A 17068-nucleotide genomic window follows, 5' to 3' on the forward strand; every position below is an offset into this window, starting at 1 on the left:
GTTCGGAACCCAGATGCAGGGAGCCAAAATGGATCGCGCCAATTTTTCCCACGCCCGGCTGGCCGGTGATTTCACCGGCGCGAGCATGAGCGGCGCCGATCTGTCCGACGCCAACGCCTCGGCCGACATGAAGAACCAGTCGATGGGGCTGATGCGCGGCATTCTGCGTTCGGCCGATCTGAGCGGTGTCAATTTCTCGCGCGCCAATCTCTCGCGCATCGATCTCGAATTCGCAAAATTGACCGACGCCAATTTTGCCGGGGCCAATCTAATGGGCGCCGATGCGTCTGGCGCGGATTTCCGCGGGGCGAAACTTGAGGGCGCCAATGTCATGGGCCTCGACATCGCCTCGGCGCGGATCGCCGCGTCGCAGGCGGCCTTGCTTGGCGGCGCGCTCAATCTCGACCGCGCGATCAGGGAGTAATCCCTACCGCCGCGCGAGAACGACGAGCAGCGCCAGCGCCAACAGCGCGCAGAGCGCCTGCCAGAACACGAGCGGATTGCGCTGGTAGAGCGCGGTCTTGCGCGGTGCGGTCGGTCGGCCACTGCGCGCGCCATTCTCGATCTCGAAGGCGAATTCCAGCACGTCGCCATAACGCGCCGCCGGATCGACCGCGATCGCCCGCGCGATCGCCCCTTCCAGCCAGGACGGCAGGTCGGGCCGCCGCGCGGCGAGCGAGGCCGGCGCGCCGAAACGCGGCTTGCTGAACGGCTCGATCTCGCCATAAGGATAGGCCCGCGCGAACATGCGATAGACCGTGACGCCGAGCGCGAAAAGATCGGACATTTCATCGCCGGCGGCGCCCGCGAACAGTTCCGGCGCCATATAGGACGGCGTGCCGGGAACGTGTTCCGGCGGAAAATCCTCAAGCTGCGGCAGGCGCGCCACGCCGAGGTCGATCAGGCGCAGGCCGCCGTCCTTCAGCAGCAGCACATTATCCGGCTTGATGTCGCGATGGATGACGCCCGCGCGATGCAGCGCCGCCACAGCGCGGGCGAGCCGGGTCGCGATCTGCGCGCCCTCGTCATAGGAGAGGCGCGGCGCGCGGTTCAACCGCTGCTCCAGCGTCTCGCCGTCATAAAACGGCATGACGGAATAGAGCCGCGTCTGGCGCTCCGGCGGCTGTTCGATCACCTCGCCGATCCACGGGCTACGGACGCGGCTGGCGACGAAAGCCTCATGCACAAAGGCGCGGCGATAGGTACGATCCTCGGCCACGCGCGGCTGCGGAAATTTGATCACGGCCTGAGCGCCGGTGCGCAAATCCTCGACGCGCATTAGCCGGCTGTAGCGGCCGTCGGCGAGCAGCGCGTCGAGCCGATAATCGTCGACCAGCACGCCGGGTTCGGGCGGCGGCAGGATCGGCAGGTCGCGGAAGAAATCGCTCAATTCATCGGCGTCGGCCGGCGGGACGTCGAGCACGTCGACCAGCAGCGCCGTGCAATTGTCGGCGCTGCCCGCCTCGATTGCGGCGGCGACCAAATCTTCCGCCGTCCGATCCGGCGCGGCGCGGCGGGCGAGAATCTCGCGCAGGCGCCTTTCGTCGAGCGCGCCATGCACGCCATCGCTGCACAGCAGGTAGCGCTCGTGCGGCCGCAAGGCGAAAGCGCCGTGATCGATCCGCAAAGGATGCTCCATGCCGACGGCGCGGCGCAGCATATGTTTGAAATCGCCGCGCCCCATGACATGATCGTCGGTCAATTGCTCCAGCGCGTCGTCGCGGAACCGGTAGAGCCGGCTGTCGCCGACATGGACGCAATGGCCGGAGCGCCCGGAGAGGATGAGCGCCGTGAAAGTGGTCGCCATGCCGGCGCGCTCCGGATCGACGCGGCCCTGCGCGACGATCCAGCCATTGATGGCGTCGAGCGCGCGCGCCGCCGCCTGGCGCAGGCCGAGCGAGCCCGGAAGGGCGAAAAAGCCGTCGAGAAAACAGCGGACGGTGAGTTCGGCCGCCTCGCGCCCGCCCTTATGGCCGCCGACCCCGTCGGCGACGACGGCGACCACCGCCGCACGGGCGTCGAGCCGCGGCCGCCCGATCCGGGCCGCGCCATAATCCTGATTGTCCGGCCGCCGCCCGCGCTCCGAGGCGAAGCCGATCTCGCAGCGCAGGTCATGATCAAAACGATCGAGGCGGGTCATCGCATCCAGCAGGTCATCGCATCCAGAATGAGGCTCTTGCTCCCTCTCCCCGCAGGCGGGGAGAGGGCTGAGGTGAGGGGCCTGAAAGGCCGGCATTGATCCGCATCCCCCGCCCCTCACCCTAACCCTCTCCCCGTGAAACGGGGAGAGGGGACTGGGCCCGCGGCGGGATAAATGGCGTCAGATCCGGGCCCCGGAAACGGCGCCCCAAGTGGTGCGCCAGCGCGTCTTGACGTAGCTCAGCCCGGCGACGCCCAGCAAGGCGAGGAAGCCGAAGAAGAGGAAGCCCGCCATGAAGCCGCCGGTCATGCCCTTGGACGTCGCCAGAGCCTTGGCCAGGAAGAACCCGCCGAGGCCGCCGGCGAAGCCGACCAGACCCGTCATCACGCCGACCTCATTGCGGAAACGCTGCGGCAGCAATTGGAACACCGCGCCATTACCCATGCCAAGGCAGAGCGTGCCAACCGAGAACAAAGCCACCGCCAGCCAGCCGACCGCCGGCAGTTCGGTCAGCGACCAGCCCGCCGCGCCCGCCGGGGCCGGGCCTTCCGGCAATTGCGACACGGTGAAATAACAAGCCGCGACAACCAGGAACATCACGGTGAGTGATTTGATGCCGCCGATGCGGTCGGCGATGGCGCCGCCGACCGGACGGAAGGTGGAGCCGAAAAACACGATCAGCGACACCATGAGACCCGCCGCCACCGGGGTGACGTGAAAATGGGCGGTGAAATAGAGCGGCAGCGCCGAGGCGAGGCCGACGAAGCCGCCGAAGGTGATGAAGTAGAAGAACATGAACCAGCGGCTGTCGGTGTCGAGCAGCAGCTTGCCGTAGGCCGACAAGGGGATGCGCTTCACTGAACCGGGCGCGTCCTTCACCGTCAGCACATAGATCGCCAGAATGACGACCATCGGGATCAGCAGCGCGGCATAGACGCCCTGCCAACCGAAATGTTCGGCGATGGTCGGCGCGAACAAAGTGTCGAGCACCACGCCCATATTGCCGGCGCCGGCGATGCCCATGACGATGCCCTGCAGATGCGGCGGATACCAGCGGCTCGCCTGCGGCAAGGCGACCGAGAAGGACGCGCCGCCGAGGCCGAGCAGCGCGCCGAAGATCGCGACCTGTTCGGGATTGGCGAGGCCGAACAGCCACGCATAGACGCAGCCGACGATCATGATGACCTGCGCGATGGTTCCGGTCAGTTTGGAGCCGATCGTATCGGCGAGAATGCCCATCGGAATGCGCAGGATCGCGCCCGACAGCACCGGGATGGCGACGAGCGTCAGTTTCTGTTCGACCGGAATATTCATCGCCTTGGCGATATAGACCATGAGCGGGCCAAGCGAGACCCAGGCCATGAAGCTGATGTCGAAATAGAGGAAGGCGGAAAGCAGGGTCGGCCAATGGCCGGATTGCTTCAGGTCGGACAGTTTCATGCGTTCATCCTTTTGTTGATTGATTGTTACGATCGCGCCGCGGCCGTCCGCTTCTGGACGAGCAGGCGTTCGATTTCGGGTTTGCAGGAGCCGCAGCCGGAGCCGGCGCCGGTAGCCTCGGCCACGGCCCCGGCGCTGCGGAGATTGTTCTCGGCAATGGCGTCGAGAATGGTGTTGGCGCCGACATTCATGCAGACGCAGACCTTGCGGCCGGGATCGCGACAGGTGCGCGGCGGACGGCCGGCGAGCAGCGCCAGCGGATTGACGTCGCCCTGCGCGAATTGTTCGCAGGCCCAGGATCGGGCGACCGCGACCGGCGCAGGCGCGACGAACAGGGCGCCGAGAATTTCGCCGTCGCGCGTCGCGACGCAGCGATAGCCGCCCGCCCGCGCGTCGCGCATCGCGATCAACTCGCCCTGCCCCGATTCCAACCCAAACAGATCGCGCGCGAAGGCTTCCCAATCGGCGATCTGTTCCATGCCGGCGCATTCGAGCCGCCAGCCGCCGGCGATCCGCGCCAAAGCCCAATAGGCTCCCTCATGCGCCGGCTTGTTGCGCGTGAGCGCGAAGCCGAACCAGGCCGGATCGACCGCCTCGACCGCGACCGGCGTGGCCTTGCTTTCCGGCTGGCCTGAGATCGGATCGGTCACCGGCGCGACCAACGCATCCACGCGCGCGGCCGCAGCGAATTGATCGCTCCAGTGGATCGGCGCGAACACGCTGCCGCGCCGCTGGCGCTCAGTGATCTGCGCGCGCAGCAGGACCTCGCCGCGCGCATTGGAAAGCCTTACCAGACCGGCATGTTCGACGCCGAGCATGGCGGCGTCCATCGGATTGAGTTCGGCGAAGGGCTCCGCGATATGCTGCGACAGATTTTCGGCGCGGCCGGTGCGGGTCATGGTGTGCCATTGGTCGCGCACGCGGCCTGTGTTCAGCACGAATTCGTCGCGCGAAGCCGGCTGCGCGACGCCGCGAAACGGCGTGGCGACAAAACGCGCGCAGCGATCCGGCGTGAAGAATTTTCCATCGCTGAAAAAGCGCTTCGGCGCGTCGCTGGCGGCCTCGCCCGCGCGCCACGGCCATTGGAACGGCGCCAGCGCATCATAGGCGGCGTCGGAGAGATCGGCGCAGGCGGATATGTCGAAATCGCGCGCGCCATTGTTCTCAAGGCCGGACAAGGCCGCATGTTCGCGGAAGATCGCCGCGGGACCGTCGAAGGCGAAAGCCTCGCCGAAGCCCATGCGCCGGGCGACGTCGCAGACCATGTCCCAATCGGCGCGCGCCTCGCCCGGCGCCGCGCGCAATTTGCGCTGGCGTGAAATGCGGCGCTCGGAATTGGTGACCGTGCCGTCCTTCTCGCCCCAGGCGAGCGCCGGCAGCAGCACATGAGCGAACGCGCCGGTGTCGGTGTTTTCGGCGACTTCCGAAACCACGACGAAGGGGCATTTCTTCAACGCCGCACGGACGAAGTCGGCGTCGGGCAGGCTGTCGACCGGATTGGTCGCCATGATCCAGACTGCCTTGACTGCGCCCGCGTCGATCGCCTTGAACAGGTCGACCGCCTTGAGGCCGGGCTTGCCGGCGATGGTCGGCGCGCCCCAGAATTCCTGCGTCAGCGCGCGATGCGCCGGGTCGTCCAGCTCCATATGGGCGGCGAGCATATTGGCGAGGCCGCCGACCTCGCGCCCGCCCATGGCGTTGGGCTGGCCGGTGACCGAAAACGGCCCGCAGCCGGGATCGCCAATCCGCCCGGTCAGCAGATGCGTGTTGATGATGGCGTTGACCTTGTCGGTCCCGGCTGAAGACTGGTTCACGCCCTGCGAATAGACCGTAACCGTCTTGTCATGATCGATGACGAGATCGAAGAAGCGGCGCAATTCGCTCGGCGCGAGGCCGGTTTCGGCGGCGACTTTTTCCACCGTCCACGGCTTGGCGGCGGCGAGCGCCTCGTCGAAGCCATTGGTGTGATCGGCAACGAATTTTTTCGCGCGTTTTCCCGCGCGATTCAGCTCGCGCAACAGGCCATTGAACAAGGCCACATCCGAACCCGGCGCGAGCGATAGATGCAGGTCGGCGATCTCGCTGGTGGCCGTGCGGCGCGGATCGATATTGACCACTTTCGGCAGGCCGCCGCGCTTCTCGCGCGCCGCGACCAGACGTTGGAACAGGATCGGATGACACCACGCCAGATTGGAGCCGACCAGAATAACGAGGTCCGCCTCTTCCAGATCCTCATAGCATCCCGGCACGGTATCGGCGCCGAAGGCGCGCTTGTGGCCGGCAACAGAGGACGACATGCACAGGCGCGAATTGGTGTCGATATTGGCCGTGCCGATGAAGCCTTTCATCAGCTTGTTGGCGACGTAATAGTCTTCGGTCAGCAATTGGCCGGAGACGTAGAGCGCGACCGAATCCGGGCCGTGCTCCGCGATGGTTTCGGTGAATGTGCGCGCCACGGTTTCGAGCGCATGGTCCATGGTCACGCGCTTGCCGCCGATGGAGGGATGCAGCAGGCGTTCCTCCATGGTCAGCACCTGCGCCAGCGCGGAGCCCTTGACGCAGAGCCGGCCGAAATTGGCGGGATGATTCGTCTCGCCCGCGACCCGCGTGCTGTCGGACGCGACTTCGGCGCGCACGCCGCATCCGACGCCGCAATAGGGACAGGTGGTCGAGATCGTTTGGGTCATTCTGCTTCCCCTTAGTTCCCCTCATCCGTCTCGCGCTTCGCGCGAGCCACCTTCTCCCGCAAGGGGAGAAGGAAAGTCGCGGCGCCGGGCGAGTCCTTCTCCCCTTGCGGGAGAAGGTGGCGCGCAGCGCCGGATGAGGGGGCTCACGCCGGCGCGGCGACGCCCATGTCGAGATAGATGCGGCCACGCTCGATCTTCACCGGGAATTTGCGCGCGCAGCCCTGGTCGGCGCCGGTGGCGCCGCCGCTTTCCAGATCGATGATCCAGTTGTGCAGCGGGCACGCGACCTTGCGGCCGTGCACGATGCCTTCGCTCAACGGGCCGCCCTTGTGCGGGCATTTGTTTTCGAGCGCGAAAATCTCGTTGGTCGCGGTGCGAAACACCGCGATCTCGCGACGCGGCGTGCGCACGGTGCGGGCGCCGCGCAGCGGAATGGCGCTGACCGGGCCACAGTCGAACCAGAAGCTGTTGTTCTCTTCCATGGTGAAATCCTCGCGAGTTTTCATTCGGCGGCGATGGGCGCCACCGGCGACAGCACGGCGAGCGGCATGAATTCGTGGAGATCCTTGCCGGCGGCGCGCTCGGCCCAGGGATCGCGTCGGGCGTAGCGCTGCGAAAGCAGGAAGCGGTCGTAGAGCCCCTTGCGGGCCTCATGATCCTCGAAGATCGTCTTGCGCAACCGTTCGAGCCCGGTCTTCTCGACCCATTTGTAGAGACGGTCGAGATAGGCCGCTTCCTCGCGATACATCTGCAGGATGGCCGCGCAATATTCGAGCGCCTCGGCTTCCGTATCGACATGGCCAAGCAGGTCGGTCTGCCGTACATGCAGGCCCGCCGCGCCGGCGACATGGAGGTCGTAGCCGGAATCGACGCAGATCACGCCGATGTCCTTCACGGTGGATTCGGCGCAATTGCGCGGGCAGCCGGAGACGCCGAGCTTCACTTTCGCCGGCGTCCACGAGCCGCACATCAGCTTTTCCAGCTTGATGCCGAGCCCGGTGGAATCCTGCGTGCCGAAGCGGCAGAATTCCGAACCAACGCAGGTCTTCACCGTGCGCAGACCCTTGGCATAGGCGAAGCCGGACAGCATGCCGGCCGCATTGAGCTGCGCCCAGACCGCCGGGAGGTCCTGCTTCTTCACGCCGAGCAGATCGATGCGCTGGCCGCCGGTGACCTTGACCATCGGGATCTTGAATCGATCCGCGACATCGGCGATGGCGCGCAATTCGTCGGGCGTGGTGACGCCGCCCCACATGCGCGGCACCACCGAATAAGTGCCGTCCTTCTGGATATTGGCGTGGACGCGCTCGTTGATGAAGCGGGCCTGGTAATCGTCCTGATATTCGCCGGGCCAATCGCAGACGAGATAATAGTTCAGCGCCGGCTGGCAGGACGGGCAGCCGCCGGACGACTTCCAGCCCAGTTCCTGCATCACCGCCGGCAGCGACTTGAGCTGCTTGGCCTTGATGAAGCCGCGCACTTCCTCATGCGTCAGGTCGGTGCATTTGCACATCGGCTTGCGGCCGGATTTCTCGTAGCCGTCGCCGAGCGTCGCCGCCAGCAGCAGTTCGACCTTGCCGGCGCATTGGCCGCAGGAGGCCGAAGCCTTGGTCTTCGCCCGCACGTCTTCGAGCGTCGTCAGGCCGCCTTCCGTGATCGCCGAAACGATGGAGCCCTTGCACACGCCGTTGCAGCCGCAGATTTCCGCATCATCCGGCAAGGCTGCAACGGCCGCCGTAGGGTCCAGCGGGGACCCTCCCTGATAGGCCTGGCCGAAGATCAAAGTGTCGCGGATCGCCGCGACGTCCTCGCCCTTTTTCAGCAGGTCGAAATACCAGGCGCCGTCATTGGTGTCTCCATAAAGCACCGCGCCAACGACCTTGTCGTCGCGCAGGATGACGCGCTTGTAGATGCCGCGCGAGGGGTCGCGCAGCACGACCTCGTTGTTCTCGTCGTCATCGGAAAAATCGCCGACCGAAAACAGGTCGATGCCGGTGACTTTCAGCTTGGTGGAAGTCGCGGCCGGAATGAAGCCCCCCGGCTGTTCGCCCGCGAGTTCGGCGGCCAGCACCTTGGCCATGTCATAGAGCGGCGCGACCAAGCCATAGCATTGGCCGCGATGCTCGACGCATTCGCCGACCGCGAAAATGGCGGGATCGCTGGTGCGCATCAGATCGTCGACGACGACGCCGCGATTGCATTCGAGACCCGCCGCCTTGGCGAGCGCAGAATTGGGGCGGATGCCGACCGCCATCACCACCAGATCGGCCGGCAGCACGCGACCGTCTTTCAGCTTCACGCCGGTCACATGGTCTTCGCCGAGGATCGCCTCGGTATTGGCGCCGACGTGAACCTCGATGCCGCGCTCCGAAATCGCCTTTTGCAGCAGATAGCCGGCGCTCGGATCGAGCTGGCGCTCCATCAGGGTCGGCATCAGATGCACGACCGAGACCTTCATGCCCTTGAGCGCGAGACCGGCCGCCGCTTCGAGGCCGAGCAGACCGCCGCCGATGACCACCGCCGCGCCGCCCTTTTCGGCCGCGCCGTGCATTTTCTCGACATCGTCGAGATCGCGGAAGGTGACGACGCCTTCGAGATTGGCGCCCGGAACTGGAATGACGAAGGGCATCGAGCCGGTGGCGACGATCAGCTTGTCATAGGGAACCTTTTCGCCCGCCGCCGTCTCGATCAGTTTCGCCGCGCGGTCGATCGCGACCACCGGCTCGCCCGAGCGCAGTTCAACGCCATGTTTCGCATACCAGGCGTGGTCGTGGATGATGATGTCTTCGAACGCCTTTTCGCCCGACAGCACCGGCGAAAGCATGATGCGGTTGTAATTGACGCGCGGCTCGGCGCCGAACACCGTGACCTTCATCGGCGCGTGCTGCTTGGCGAACAACTCTTCCATGGCGCGGCCGCCAGCCATGCCATTGCCGATCACGACAAGTCGTTCGGTTTGTGGAAATTTTTCGATCTGACCCATGGCGGACCCTTTGCTGCGACGAGTCCGAGCAAAGGTTCGCGGGTAAGGCTGAGGGAAAGATGATAACGCCCGTTCTTCCGGCGCCGCAAGAAGGGGCGCCAGTCAGCCTCACGCCAAGCCTTCTTTGGCTTCGCGAACCGATGATCGGGGTCGTCATTGACCTGCGCTCTATTTGGCAAGAACGGCGCCAGTCGCGAGTAAATGAGATAACGATATGTTTTTAATAGTTTTTTACGCCATTTCTTCGCCTGCCTGCAAAACGAGCAATGGCGACATCATTGGCAAACGGCGCCCAATTTCGCTTCTTGCAGCGCACAAATTGACCAGGCGTTAGACCCCGCGCGCCACGAGGCGGGCGAGCGTTTCCCGCCAATGCGTCGGCTCGAATGGCCCGTCGAAAAAGGCTGGCGCCTTGGGCCGGGCCGAGGCGCCGTCGAGCGGCCAGAACGCCTTTTGCGCCAGTTCCGCCTGGGCGTCGGAAGCCTCAGTCTGGCCGCTGGTCACCAGCAGGACATAAGCCCATAGTGCCTGCGCGCCGGACAAAGCCGTGGATTCGGCGTCGAGCCGCAGCCAAGGCGCCCCGCCGCGGTCGCGCCCCAGCGCTGCGGCGACGATTTCGGGCGACACGGCGCCGCCCAGCCCCTCGGCGATGAGACGGTGGAATTCGTCGGCGTTTTCCGGCCGCTCGCCCCACAGCGCGGCGCGGCGCACGGCGCGGGCGGCGGCGCGCGGCGCTTCCGGCTCCGCGCGCGCTTCCGCCGCGCGGAAGGCGAGCACTTTTTCGGGGCAATCCGACACCAGAGCGCGGCAGGGATGCAGAATCTCCGCCGCGCCAGACAGCCGCGCCAGCGAATTCCACGGCTCGCCCACGCAAAAACCGTTCACGAAACCACCGCGCAGGCTCTCCTCCATCAGCGGCGGCGGCGTCACGGTCAGCCGCACGCCCTCAAGGTCCACCCCGCCCGCGCGCATCCAGAGCTCCAATTGGTAGCGATGCATGGAATAGGGAAAGACATGGGCGAAGCGCAGCGCCGGCAGGCCCTTCGCCCGTCGCTCGGCGACCAGCGCCGCGAGCGCCCGCGCGGTGACGACCGGATCGGCGGCGTCGCCGAAAATCTTTTCGCGCAAGGCTTCGGCCAAGGGCGGCGCGACGGATATCGCATTGCCGTCGAGGCCGAGCGCAACCGCCCCGATCATCGGCGCGGCGAAGCCGTCGAGGCCAAGCGTCGAGGCCACCACCGCCGGCGCGAGCATATGGGCGGCGTCGTAAATGCCGAGCGCCAGCTTGTCGCGCAGATTGGCCCAGGAGGTTTCGTGGCAAAGCTCGAATTTCAACCCTTCTTCGCGGTCGAATCCCTTAGCGGCGGCGACGAACAGCAGGCCGGCGTCGGTCAGGGGCATATAGCCGATGCGCAAGGTCCCGATCATTTCAGCAACTCCGCCGCGGTGATGATCGAGCGGGCGATCTCGGCGATCTTCTTGCCCTCGTTCATCGCGACCTTGCGCATCATCGCATAGGCCTGTTCCTCGGAAATATTCTTGGCCTTCATCACCAGCCCCTTAGCCTGGTCGATCGCCTTGCGGTCGGCCAACTGGCCCTGCACATGCGCCAGCTCCTCGCGCAGCCGCGCGAAGGCGTTGAAGCGCGAAACGCTGAGATCGACTATGCTCTTGACGCGCTCTTTCTTGAGGCCGTCGACGACATAGGCCGAAACGCCGGCGTCGATCGCGGCGTTGATCATGGCGCTGTCGGAGCGGTCGGCGAACATGGCGACCGGGCGCGCGCTGGCGCCGCTGATGCGGATCATCTGCTCCAGCACGTCGCGATTGGGATTTTCGAGATCGATCAGGACGATGTCGGCGTCGATCGCGCGCAGGCGCTGTTCGAGATCGAGCGAGGATTCGAGCACGGTCACCTGATTGTGGCCCGCCTCGCGCAGGCCATCGCGCAGGATGGCGGTGCGCACGGGATTCTGGTCGACGATGACGATGCGGAGATCTTTATCAGACACGACGGATCCGAAGTCTTGCGGCGTAAATATAGCGCCCGCCGCCGCGCGCGCCAATCGTCTCAAGCGGCGCGACGCTCCGCCAGCGCGAAATCCGCTTCGGCGAGCAGGCGCAAAGCGCGGGCTTCGCGCAGCACCTCGTCGCAGCGCTGGCGCAAAGCGGCGAGCGCATTATCTTCATGGGCGCCGTCGGACGGCGGACGCTCCGGACAAGGCGTCGAAAAATCCAGCTCGGCCATGGCCGCGCGCCGGGTCTGCTCCAGCAGCGCCTGGCTGGCGAGCGGGTCGAGATCGCTGCGGCGGTTGCGCAGCAGCAGGCGCACGGTAACGATCTGGGCGGCCGCGACATAAGCGGCCGCGATCAGCTTGCTATATTCCGGCCAGAGATCGCGCTTCGCCTCGGGATCCGCGCGCATGCGACCGGCGGATTCGCCGAGCGCCGAAAAGGCTTCCATCAGATTTTTCCGGGCGAGGCGATAATCCTGTTCCGGCGCGTCCCAACGCAAGGCGCGGTCGGCATAGCGATGCAGCGCGCGCAAGAAGCCGAGCGCCACGCGCGGCGCGCTCTGGCTCTCCCACTGCGGCAACAGGAAATTGAACAGGAAGGCGACGCCGGCGCCGATCAATGTATCAACCAGACGCGCGCCGACCGGCGCCGCCTGCACGGGATCGATCAGATGCAGGCCAAGCAAAGCCATCACCGAGGCGGCGATGGAGGTCAGGCGATAATCGACCTTCACATAGGCGTGGGCAACGGCGACCGAGAGAAGCTGCACCGCGAGCAGCAGGCTCGGCGAGCCGATCCACAGCAAAGCGCCGGCAAGGCCGCAGCCGAGCACCGAGCCGACCAGGCGCTGGTCGCGCCGCTGCCGCGTGGCGCTATAGCCCGCACGCATGATCACGGCGATGGTCAGGAGAATCCAGTTGCCGTGTTTCAGCCCAGGAACCAGTTCGATCAGCAGATAGCCGAAGCCGAGCGCCAAGGCGAGGCGCAGCGCGTGGCGGAAGATCGGCGAGGACCAGCGCAACTGGTCGGCGATCGCTCGCATCGAGACGCGCAGCGGCGGCGCGAAGGCGCTGATGTCGACGCCCGCCAAGGCCTGTTCGGCGAGCTGCTGGCTGTTGACCAGGTCCGGCAGCCGGGCGAGATGGGAAACCGCGAGGCCGACGCGGGCGCGGGTGAGCCGGGCCGCGCGCAGGACTTGCGGATCGGCGCCGTAATCGGCCTCCAGCTTTGCGATCTGTTGCGAGAACGCATCGAGCGCGGGCTCGCGGTCCGGGAAGCTCAGCCTGTCGGCGCCGACGATCAGATCGAGCGCCAAAGCGTCGAGATCGTCGGCGAGCCGCATCAGAAACTGCTCCATCTGCGCGGCGAGAGTCTCGCAGCCGCCGGATTGGGCGAGGCGCAGCGGGGCATGATCGGCGAGCGTGGAGACGATGCCGTCGAAAGCCTCCAGCACGGCGGCCAAAGCCGCGATCAGGCGCATCGCCTCGGCGCGGTCGGCGGCCGAGACGATCAGGCTGCGCGCGGTCTGCAGATGATCCGCGAAAGAGGCCTGATGTTCGACCACCTTGAGGCAGACCTCGCCTTCGTCGGCGTCCTTGCGGTAGAAGCCGGCCACGCGGCGCAGATAGGCGGCGAATTCGCGCAGGACCTCGGCAAGCGTGATGCGGCGGCCGGAGGTGTCCGTGACGCGGGTGAGCGCCAGCGCGATGGGCGTATAAAGCGCGCCGCCCAGCGCCGACATCAGCGCGTAATGCAGGCGCTCGGCGGCGTCCGCGGCCGGCGCGCCAAGGGTGAAGACCATCGCCAGCAGGGTCAGGACGGAGAGTGGGATCGCCCAGCGCCCCAGGGCGATCAGCAGGCCGGCCACGAAGCCGGTAAGGACGACGACGGCGCCTTCGACGAGCGGCGTTCCGCCGGCCAAAGCCGTCGCCAGCGCCGCCGCCGAGGCGCAGAGCCAGGCGAGCGGCAGGATGCGCAATTTGGCGGCGAAGGGGGTCGAGGTGTCGGCGATCGAGACGCAGAGCGCGCCCGAGGCCGCCGCCATGCCCGGCAGGAAGCCGAACGCGGCCGTCCCGATCAGGCCGACGAGCAACACGCCGAGCGCGACGACCAGCCCGTTCAGGACATGATGCCCGAACAGATATTTGAGGAGTTTCGGCTTGACGCGCATCGGCGCTTCGACCCGGTTGCGTCAGGTCTTGTCGCCGATCAGTTTCGCGAGGCGCAACAGCGCCAGCTCATAGCCCTGGACGCCGCAGCCCACGATGACGCCGTCGGCGCGGCGCGAGACATAGGAATGATGGCGGAATTCCTCGCGCTTGTGGACATTGGAAATATGGACCTCAATCACCGGCGCTTCGAAGGCGTTGAGGGCGTCAAGCAAGGCGATCGAGCTATGGGTGAAGGCGGCCGGATTGATGACGAGGCCGCCGGCCTTGCCGCGCGCCTCGTGGATCCAGTCGATCAACTCATATTCGCGATTGGACTGGAAGAAATGCACTTCGAGCTTCAAGTGCAGCGCCGTCGCATGGCAGGCGCGCTCGACATCGGCGAGCGTGTCTGAGCCGTAAATATGCGGCTCGCGCTGGCCAAGCAGGTTGAGATTGGGTCCGTTCAGAACGTAAACGAGGCGGCTCATCCTGACTCTCCCGGCGTCGAGGGGCCGACTCGTCGCCGGCGCGAAACCATCTATAGATGGTCTCGCGGCGGGAAGAAACGCCGCGCTTTTTCGCGGCGTTCTCCGTTCAGAGCGCGGGGGCGCCCTCGCCTTCGAAGGCGCGCACCCACATGGCGCAGAGGCCGGAGCGCACGATATCGTCGATCTCGAATTCGATCACCGGCACCGGCAGGCCAAGCGCGTGGATCAGTTCGATCATCTTGCGCAGGCCGGAGGCTTGCTGGATGTCGGATTGATTGACGTCGCCATTGACCACGCTGATGCAGTTCTCGCCGACGCGAGTGAGGAAGGTCTTGATCTCCGCCACCGAGGTGTTCTGCGCCTCGTCGAGCAGGATGAAGGCGTTCTTCCAGGAGCGCCCGCGCATCACCTCGAACGGCACCATTTCGATATCGCCGCGCTTGAGCGCAATATCGAACGGCGCGTCGCCGATGCGCTCCTTGATCGCGTCCACAATGGGCAAAGCCCAGGGCGCGAATTTTTCCTGAAGAGAGCCGGGGAAGAAGCCCAGAGAGCGGCCGCAGGGCACGTTGGGGCGGGTGAGGATGATTTTGTCGATCTGGTTGGACCGGTAGAGATCGGCGGCGTGGGTGGCGGCGATCCAGGTTTTTCCGGTTCCGGCGGGGCCGAGGACGACAATCTGCTGGCTGGATCGAAGCGCCGCGAGATATTGCGCCTGTGTCGGATTAAGGGCTTTGACGGGTGGAAGGACACGATTGTTCTGGAATTTATTTCCTTTGAACTCGATGATTTCTGCGTCTCCGTAGTTATTACGGGAATTGCGGCTCTTCTTTCGGTCCAGTTGCTTGCCCACGCTCTGACTCCTCAGATGTGAATCAAGGGACGCGCCACCCGCTCAAGGCGGACAGCACGGTGGTGATTTATGCGACACGACTGGAAAAACAGCGAGAGCGGCTTGTGCGCTGGGTATTTTGAGTATCGCCATCGGCCTCCTCCTCGCTGGAGTCAGGATAGGCGATTCGCCCCCAACACAAAGTAAATATTTTTTTTATTTTTCCGTCATAGTAACGGCGCGACCGAACGCCGCCCGCATGGCGGTTCAGGCGTTCGGCAGATTGCGCGCCAAAGCCTCCAGCACCGCCATACGCACGGCGACGCCCATTTCCACCTGTTCGCGGATCAGGCTGTGCGCGCCGTCGGCGACGCTGGAATCAATCTCGACGCCGCGATTCATCGGGCCCGGATGCATGACCAGCGCGTCCGGCCTGGCATAGGCCAGCTTGTCGGAATCGAGGCCGAAGAAGCGGAAATATTCGCGCGTCGAGGGAATGAAGGCGCCCGACATGCGCTCGCGCTGCAGGCGCAGCATCATCACGATATCGGCGTCGCGCAGGCCCTCGCGCATATTGTTGTAAACTTCGACGCCCAACTGGCCGATCCCGGTCGGCATGAGGGTCGACGGTCCGACCACCCGCACCCGCGCGCCCAAAGCCGACAGCAGGATGATATTGGAGCGCGCCACGCGCGAATGCAGCACGTCGCCGCAAATCGCCACGATCAGCCCCTCAATCCGCCCCTTGGCGCGGCGCATGGTGAGCGCGTCGAGCAAAGCCTGGGTCGGGTGCTCATGGGCGCCGTCGCCGGCATTGACCACGGCGCAATCGACCTTGCGCGCCAAGAGATGGGCGGCGCCGGCCTGATGATGGCGCACGACGATAATGTCGGGACGCATGGCGTTGAGCGTGATCGCGGTGTCAATCAGCGTCTCGCCCTTCTTCACCGAGGAGGTCGCGACCGACATGTTCATGACGTCGGCGCCGAGGCGCTTGCCCGCCAGCTCGAACGAGCTTTGCGTGCGGGTTGAATTCTCAAAAAACAGATTGATCAGCGTCCGGCCCTTGAGGACCGACTTGCGCTTTTCCACCTGCCGCGACACGGCCACCGCCTCCTCCGCCAGATCGAGCAGATGGAGGATTTCGAGCCGGTTGAGGCCCTCAATGCCCAGAAGGTGACGGTGGGAAAAGGTGACGGCGGACATGAATTGGGTCTAACGGAGAGCGATGGTCTCCGCAAGCGCCATGGAACCCGTCTCGCACGAGAGCGCGAACGGCGTGAGCGACGCCACGGGCGCACCCAATTTCCGGATGAAATCGAAGATGAATCAACCGCCTTTGAGGGCAATGAGCCGGAGGAAGACGGCCTCGTTCACGTCCTGGAGCCTCACCTTCCGCCCCAGGTCGCGAACCTGTTCCCCGTTGATCAGAAGAAAATAGGCGTTGGCGAGCAAGCCGCGGCGCGCCGCCTCGACCGCCTTATCGAGCGTCGTCCTGTCGTTCGACGCATCGGCGCCCGCATAGGCCCTCAGCCATTCAGGCGAACCTTCCAGAGGACGCCAGTCACGCGATTCTTCGACATCATATTGCGCCTCGACCCGCAAACGGATGAGTTCGCTGACGCTGATCTCCTCGATGTCGAGCCTGAGGCGGCATAGGGGCGTCTTGCGCCCGCCTCCAAAGCTTTCGTCAAAAAAACGGATTTCAGCCATAAATGCCTGCCTTTCAGTTCAGGCTCGGCAAAAAGCCTTTCTCAAACCTGAAAAAATGGGGCGCCGACACGCCATTAGAGGACGCGTGGTTAAGGCGCCCGTAGCGGAAAATAGTCCGCCGCTCGAAGCTTGATTTGACAGACGGGCCCCGCTCCCCCATTTTCCCGGGCCGTTCGGGGCCGCGGGGGGCGTGGCTCGAAGGAATTGTGGGCCGGCTGCCGGCCCCCTGGGATCTGCGCATGGACGTCGTCATCGTCGAATCGCCCGCCAAAGCCAAGACGATCAATAAATATCTCGGCAAGAATTACGAGGTTTTCGCCTCGTTCGGCCACGTGCGCGACCTGCCCGCCAAGGATGGCTCGGTCGATCCCGACGCCGATTTCAAAATGCTGTGGGAGGTCGACGGCAAGGCCGGCAAGCGGCTGTCGGACATTGCGGCCAGGGTCAAGGACGCCGACCGCATCGTTCTCGCCACCGACCCGGATCGCGAAGGCGAGGCCATTTCCTGGCATGTGCTCGAAGTCCTGCGCGGCAAGCGCGTGCTGAAGGACAAGCCAGTCGAGCGCGTGGTCTTCAACGCCATCACCAAGGACGCGATCCTGGAGGCGATGAAGCACCC

14 protein-coding genes are annotated in these 17068 nt (G+C 65.3%); 2 read left to right on the top strand and 12 right to left on the bottom strand.

The annotated features are described in order from the left end of the window. Positions 1-424 (top strand): pentapeptide repeat-containing protein (locus ACE3S9_RS04515; protein ID WP_374545241.1); only part of this gene is annotated, 424 nt, incomplete at its 5' end. A 3-nt stretch (positions 425-427) separates the two neighbouring features. On the opposite strand, the gene ACE3S9_RS04520 is transcribed toward ACE3S9_RS04515, so the two are convergent. The 12 genes from ACE3S9_RS04520 to ACE3S9_RS04575 form a co-directional block, all read right to left on the bottom strand. Next, complete coding sequence (locus ACE3S9_RS04520; RefSeq protein ID WP_374545242.1) at positions 428-2140, bottom strand: bifunctional protein-serine/threonine kinase/phosphatase; 1713 nt, start codon at positions 2138-2140, stop codon at positions 428-430. Positions 2141-2320: 180 nt separating this feature from the next. Continuing rightward, positions 2321-3580 (bottom strand): MFS transporter, encoded by a 1260-nt coding sequence (locus ACE3S9_RS04525; RefSeq protein WP_374545243.1) that lies wholly within the window; start codon positions 3578-3580, stop codon positions 2321-2323. A 26-nt stretch (positions 3581-3606) separates the two neighbouring features. Next, positions 3607-6267: a molybdopterin-dependent oxidoreductase gene (locus tag ACE3S9_RS04530; protein WP_374545244.1), complete on the bottom strand. Its 2661-nt coding sequence runs from the start codon at positions 6265-6267 to the stop codon at positions 3607-3609. A gap of 143 nt (positions 6268-6410) precedes the next feature. After that, complete coding sequence (gene nirD / locus ACE3S9_RS04535; RefSeq protein WP_374545253.1) at positions 6411-6749, bottom strand: nitrite reductase small subunit NirD; 339 nt, start codon at positions 6747-6749, stop codon at positions 6411-6413. A 20-nt stretch (positions 6750-6769) separates the two neighbouring features. Beyond that, on the bottom strand, positions 6770-9250 hold the full coding sequence (gene nirB, locus ACE3S9_RS04540) for a nitrite reductase large subunit NirB (protein ID WP_374545245.1): 2481 nt from the start codon (positions 9248-9250) through the stop codon (positions 6770-6772). 330 nt (positions 9251-9580) lie between these two features. Continuing rightward, complete coding sequence (locus tag ACE3S9_RS04545) at positions 9581-10678, bottom strand: CmpA/NrtA family ABC transporter substrate-binding protein (RefSeq protein WP_374545246.1); 1098 nt, start codon at positions 10676-10678, stop codon at positions 9581-9583. Next, entirely contained in the window at positions 10675-11262 is a 588-nt protein-coding gene (locus ACE3S9_RS04550) for an ANTAR domain-containing response regulator (protein ID WP_374545247.1), read from the bottom strand. The genes ACE3S9_RS04545 and ACE3S9_RS04550 overlap by 4 nt, the downstream gene beginning before the upstream one ends. 59 nt (positions 11263-11321) lie before the next feature. Next, complete coding sequence (locus ACE3S9_RS04555) at positions 11322-13436, bottom strand: FUSC family membrane protein (RefSeq protein WP_374545248.1); 2115 nt, start codon at positions 13434-13436, stop codon at positions 11322-11324. Between the two features lie 21 nt (positions 13437-13457). Next, positions 13458-13904 carry a type II 3-dehydroquinate dehydratase gene (gene aroQ, locus ACE3S9_RS04560; protein WP_374545249.1) on the bottom strand — a complete coding sequence of 149 codons (447 nt, stop codon included), beginning with the start codon at positions 13902-13904 and terminating at the stop codon, positions 13458-13460. A gap of 106 nt (positions 13905-14010) precedes the next feature. Then, positions 14011-14691: a PhoH family protein gene (locus ACE3S9_RS04565; RefSeq protein ID WP_374545254.1), complete on the bottom strand. Its 681-nt coding sequence runs from the start codon at positions 14689-14691 to the stop codon at positions 14011-14013. A gap of 312 nt (positions 14692-15003) precedes the next feature. Further along, positions 15004-15942: an aspartate carbamoyltransferase catalytic subunit gene (locus ACE3S9_RS04570; RefSeq protein ID WP_374545250.1), complete on the bottom strand. Its 939-nt coding sequence runs from the start codon at positions 15940-15942 to the stop codon at positions 15004-15006. A 123-nt stretch (positions 15943-16065) separates the two neighbouring features. Further along, a complete protein-coding gene (locus ACE3S9_RS04575; protein ID WP_374545251.1) occupies positions 16066-16449 on the bottom strand; it encodes a hypothetical protein in 384 nt (127 codons plus the stop codon). A gap of 239 nt (positions 16450-16688) precedes the next feature. Between ACE3S9_RS04575 and ACE3S9_RS04580 the strand changes: the two genes are divergently transcribed. After that, a partial coding sequence (locus tag ACE3S9_RS04580; protein WP_374545252.1) for a toprim domain-containing protein occupies positions 16689-17068 on the top strand: 380 nt, incomplete at its 3' end.

This window comes from Rhodoblastus sp. (genome assembly GCF_041915505.1).
GTDB lineage: Bacteria > Pseudomonadota > Alphaproteobacteria > Rhizobiales > Beijerinckiaceae > Rhodoblastus.

What these genes read in the sequence shown, in the direction of transcription:
- ACE3S9_RS04520 (WP_374545242.1), bottom strand. Translation starts at nt 2,140, where the DNA reads ATGACCCGCCTCGATCGTTTTGATCATGACCTGCGCTGCGAGATCGGC.
- ACE3S9_RS04525 (WP_374545243.1), bottom strand. Translation starts at nt 3,580, where the DNA reads ATGAAACTGTCCGACCTGAAGCAATCCGGCCATTGGCCGACCCTGCTT.
- ACE3S9_RS04530 (WP_374545244.1), bottom strand. Translation starts at nt 6,267, where the DNA reads ATGACCCAAACGATCTCGACCACCTGTCCCTATTGCGGCGTCGGATGC.
- nirD (WP_374545253.1), bottom strand. Translation starts at nt 6,749, where the DNA reads ATGGAAGAGAACAACAGCTTCTGGTTCGACTGTGGCCCGGTCAGCGCC.
- nirB (WP_374545245.1), bottom strand. Translation starts at nt 9,250, where the DNA reads ATGGGTCAGATCGAAAAATTTCCACAAACCGAACGACTTGTCGTGATC.
- ACE3S9_RS04545 (WP_374545246.1), bottom strand. Translation starts at nt 10,678, where the DNA reads ATGATCGGGACCTTGCGCATCGGCTATATGCCCCTGACCGACGCCGGC.
- ACE3S9_RS04555 (WP_374545248.1), bottom strand. Translation starts at nt 13,436, where the DNA reads ATGCGCGTCAAGCCGAAACTCCTCAAATATCTGTTCGGGCATCATGTC.
- aroQ (WP_374545249.1), bottom strand. Translation starts at nt 13,904, where the DNA reads ATGAGCCGCCTCGTTTACGTTCTGAACGGACCCAATCTCAACCTGCTT.
- ACE3S9_RS04570 (WP_374545250.1), bottom strand. Translation starts at nt 15,942, where the DNA reads ATGTCCGCCGTCACCTTTTCCCACCGTCACCTTCTGGGCATTGAGGGC.
- ACE3S9_RS04575 (WP_374545251.1), bottom strand. Translation starts at nt 16,449, where the DNA reads ATGGCTGAAATCCGTTTTTTTGACGAAAGCTTTGGAGGCGGGCGCAAG.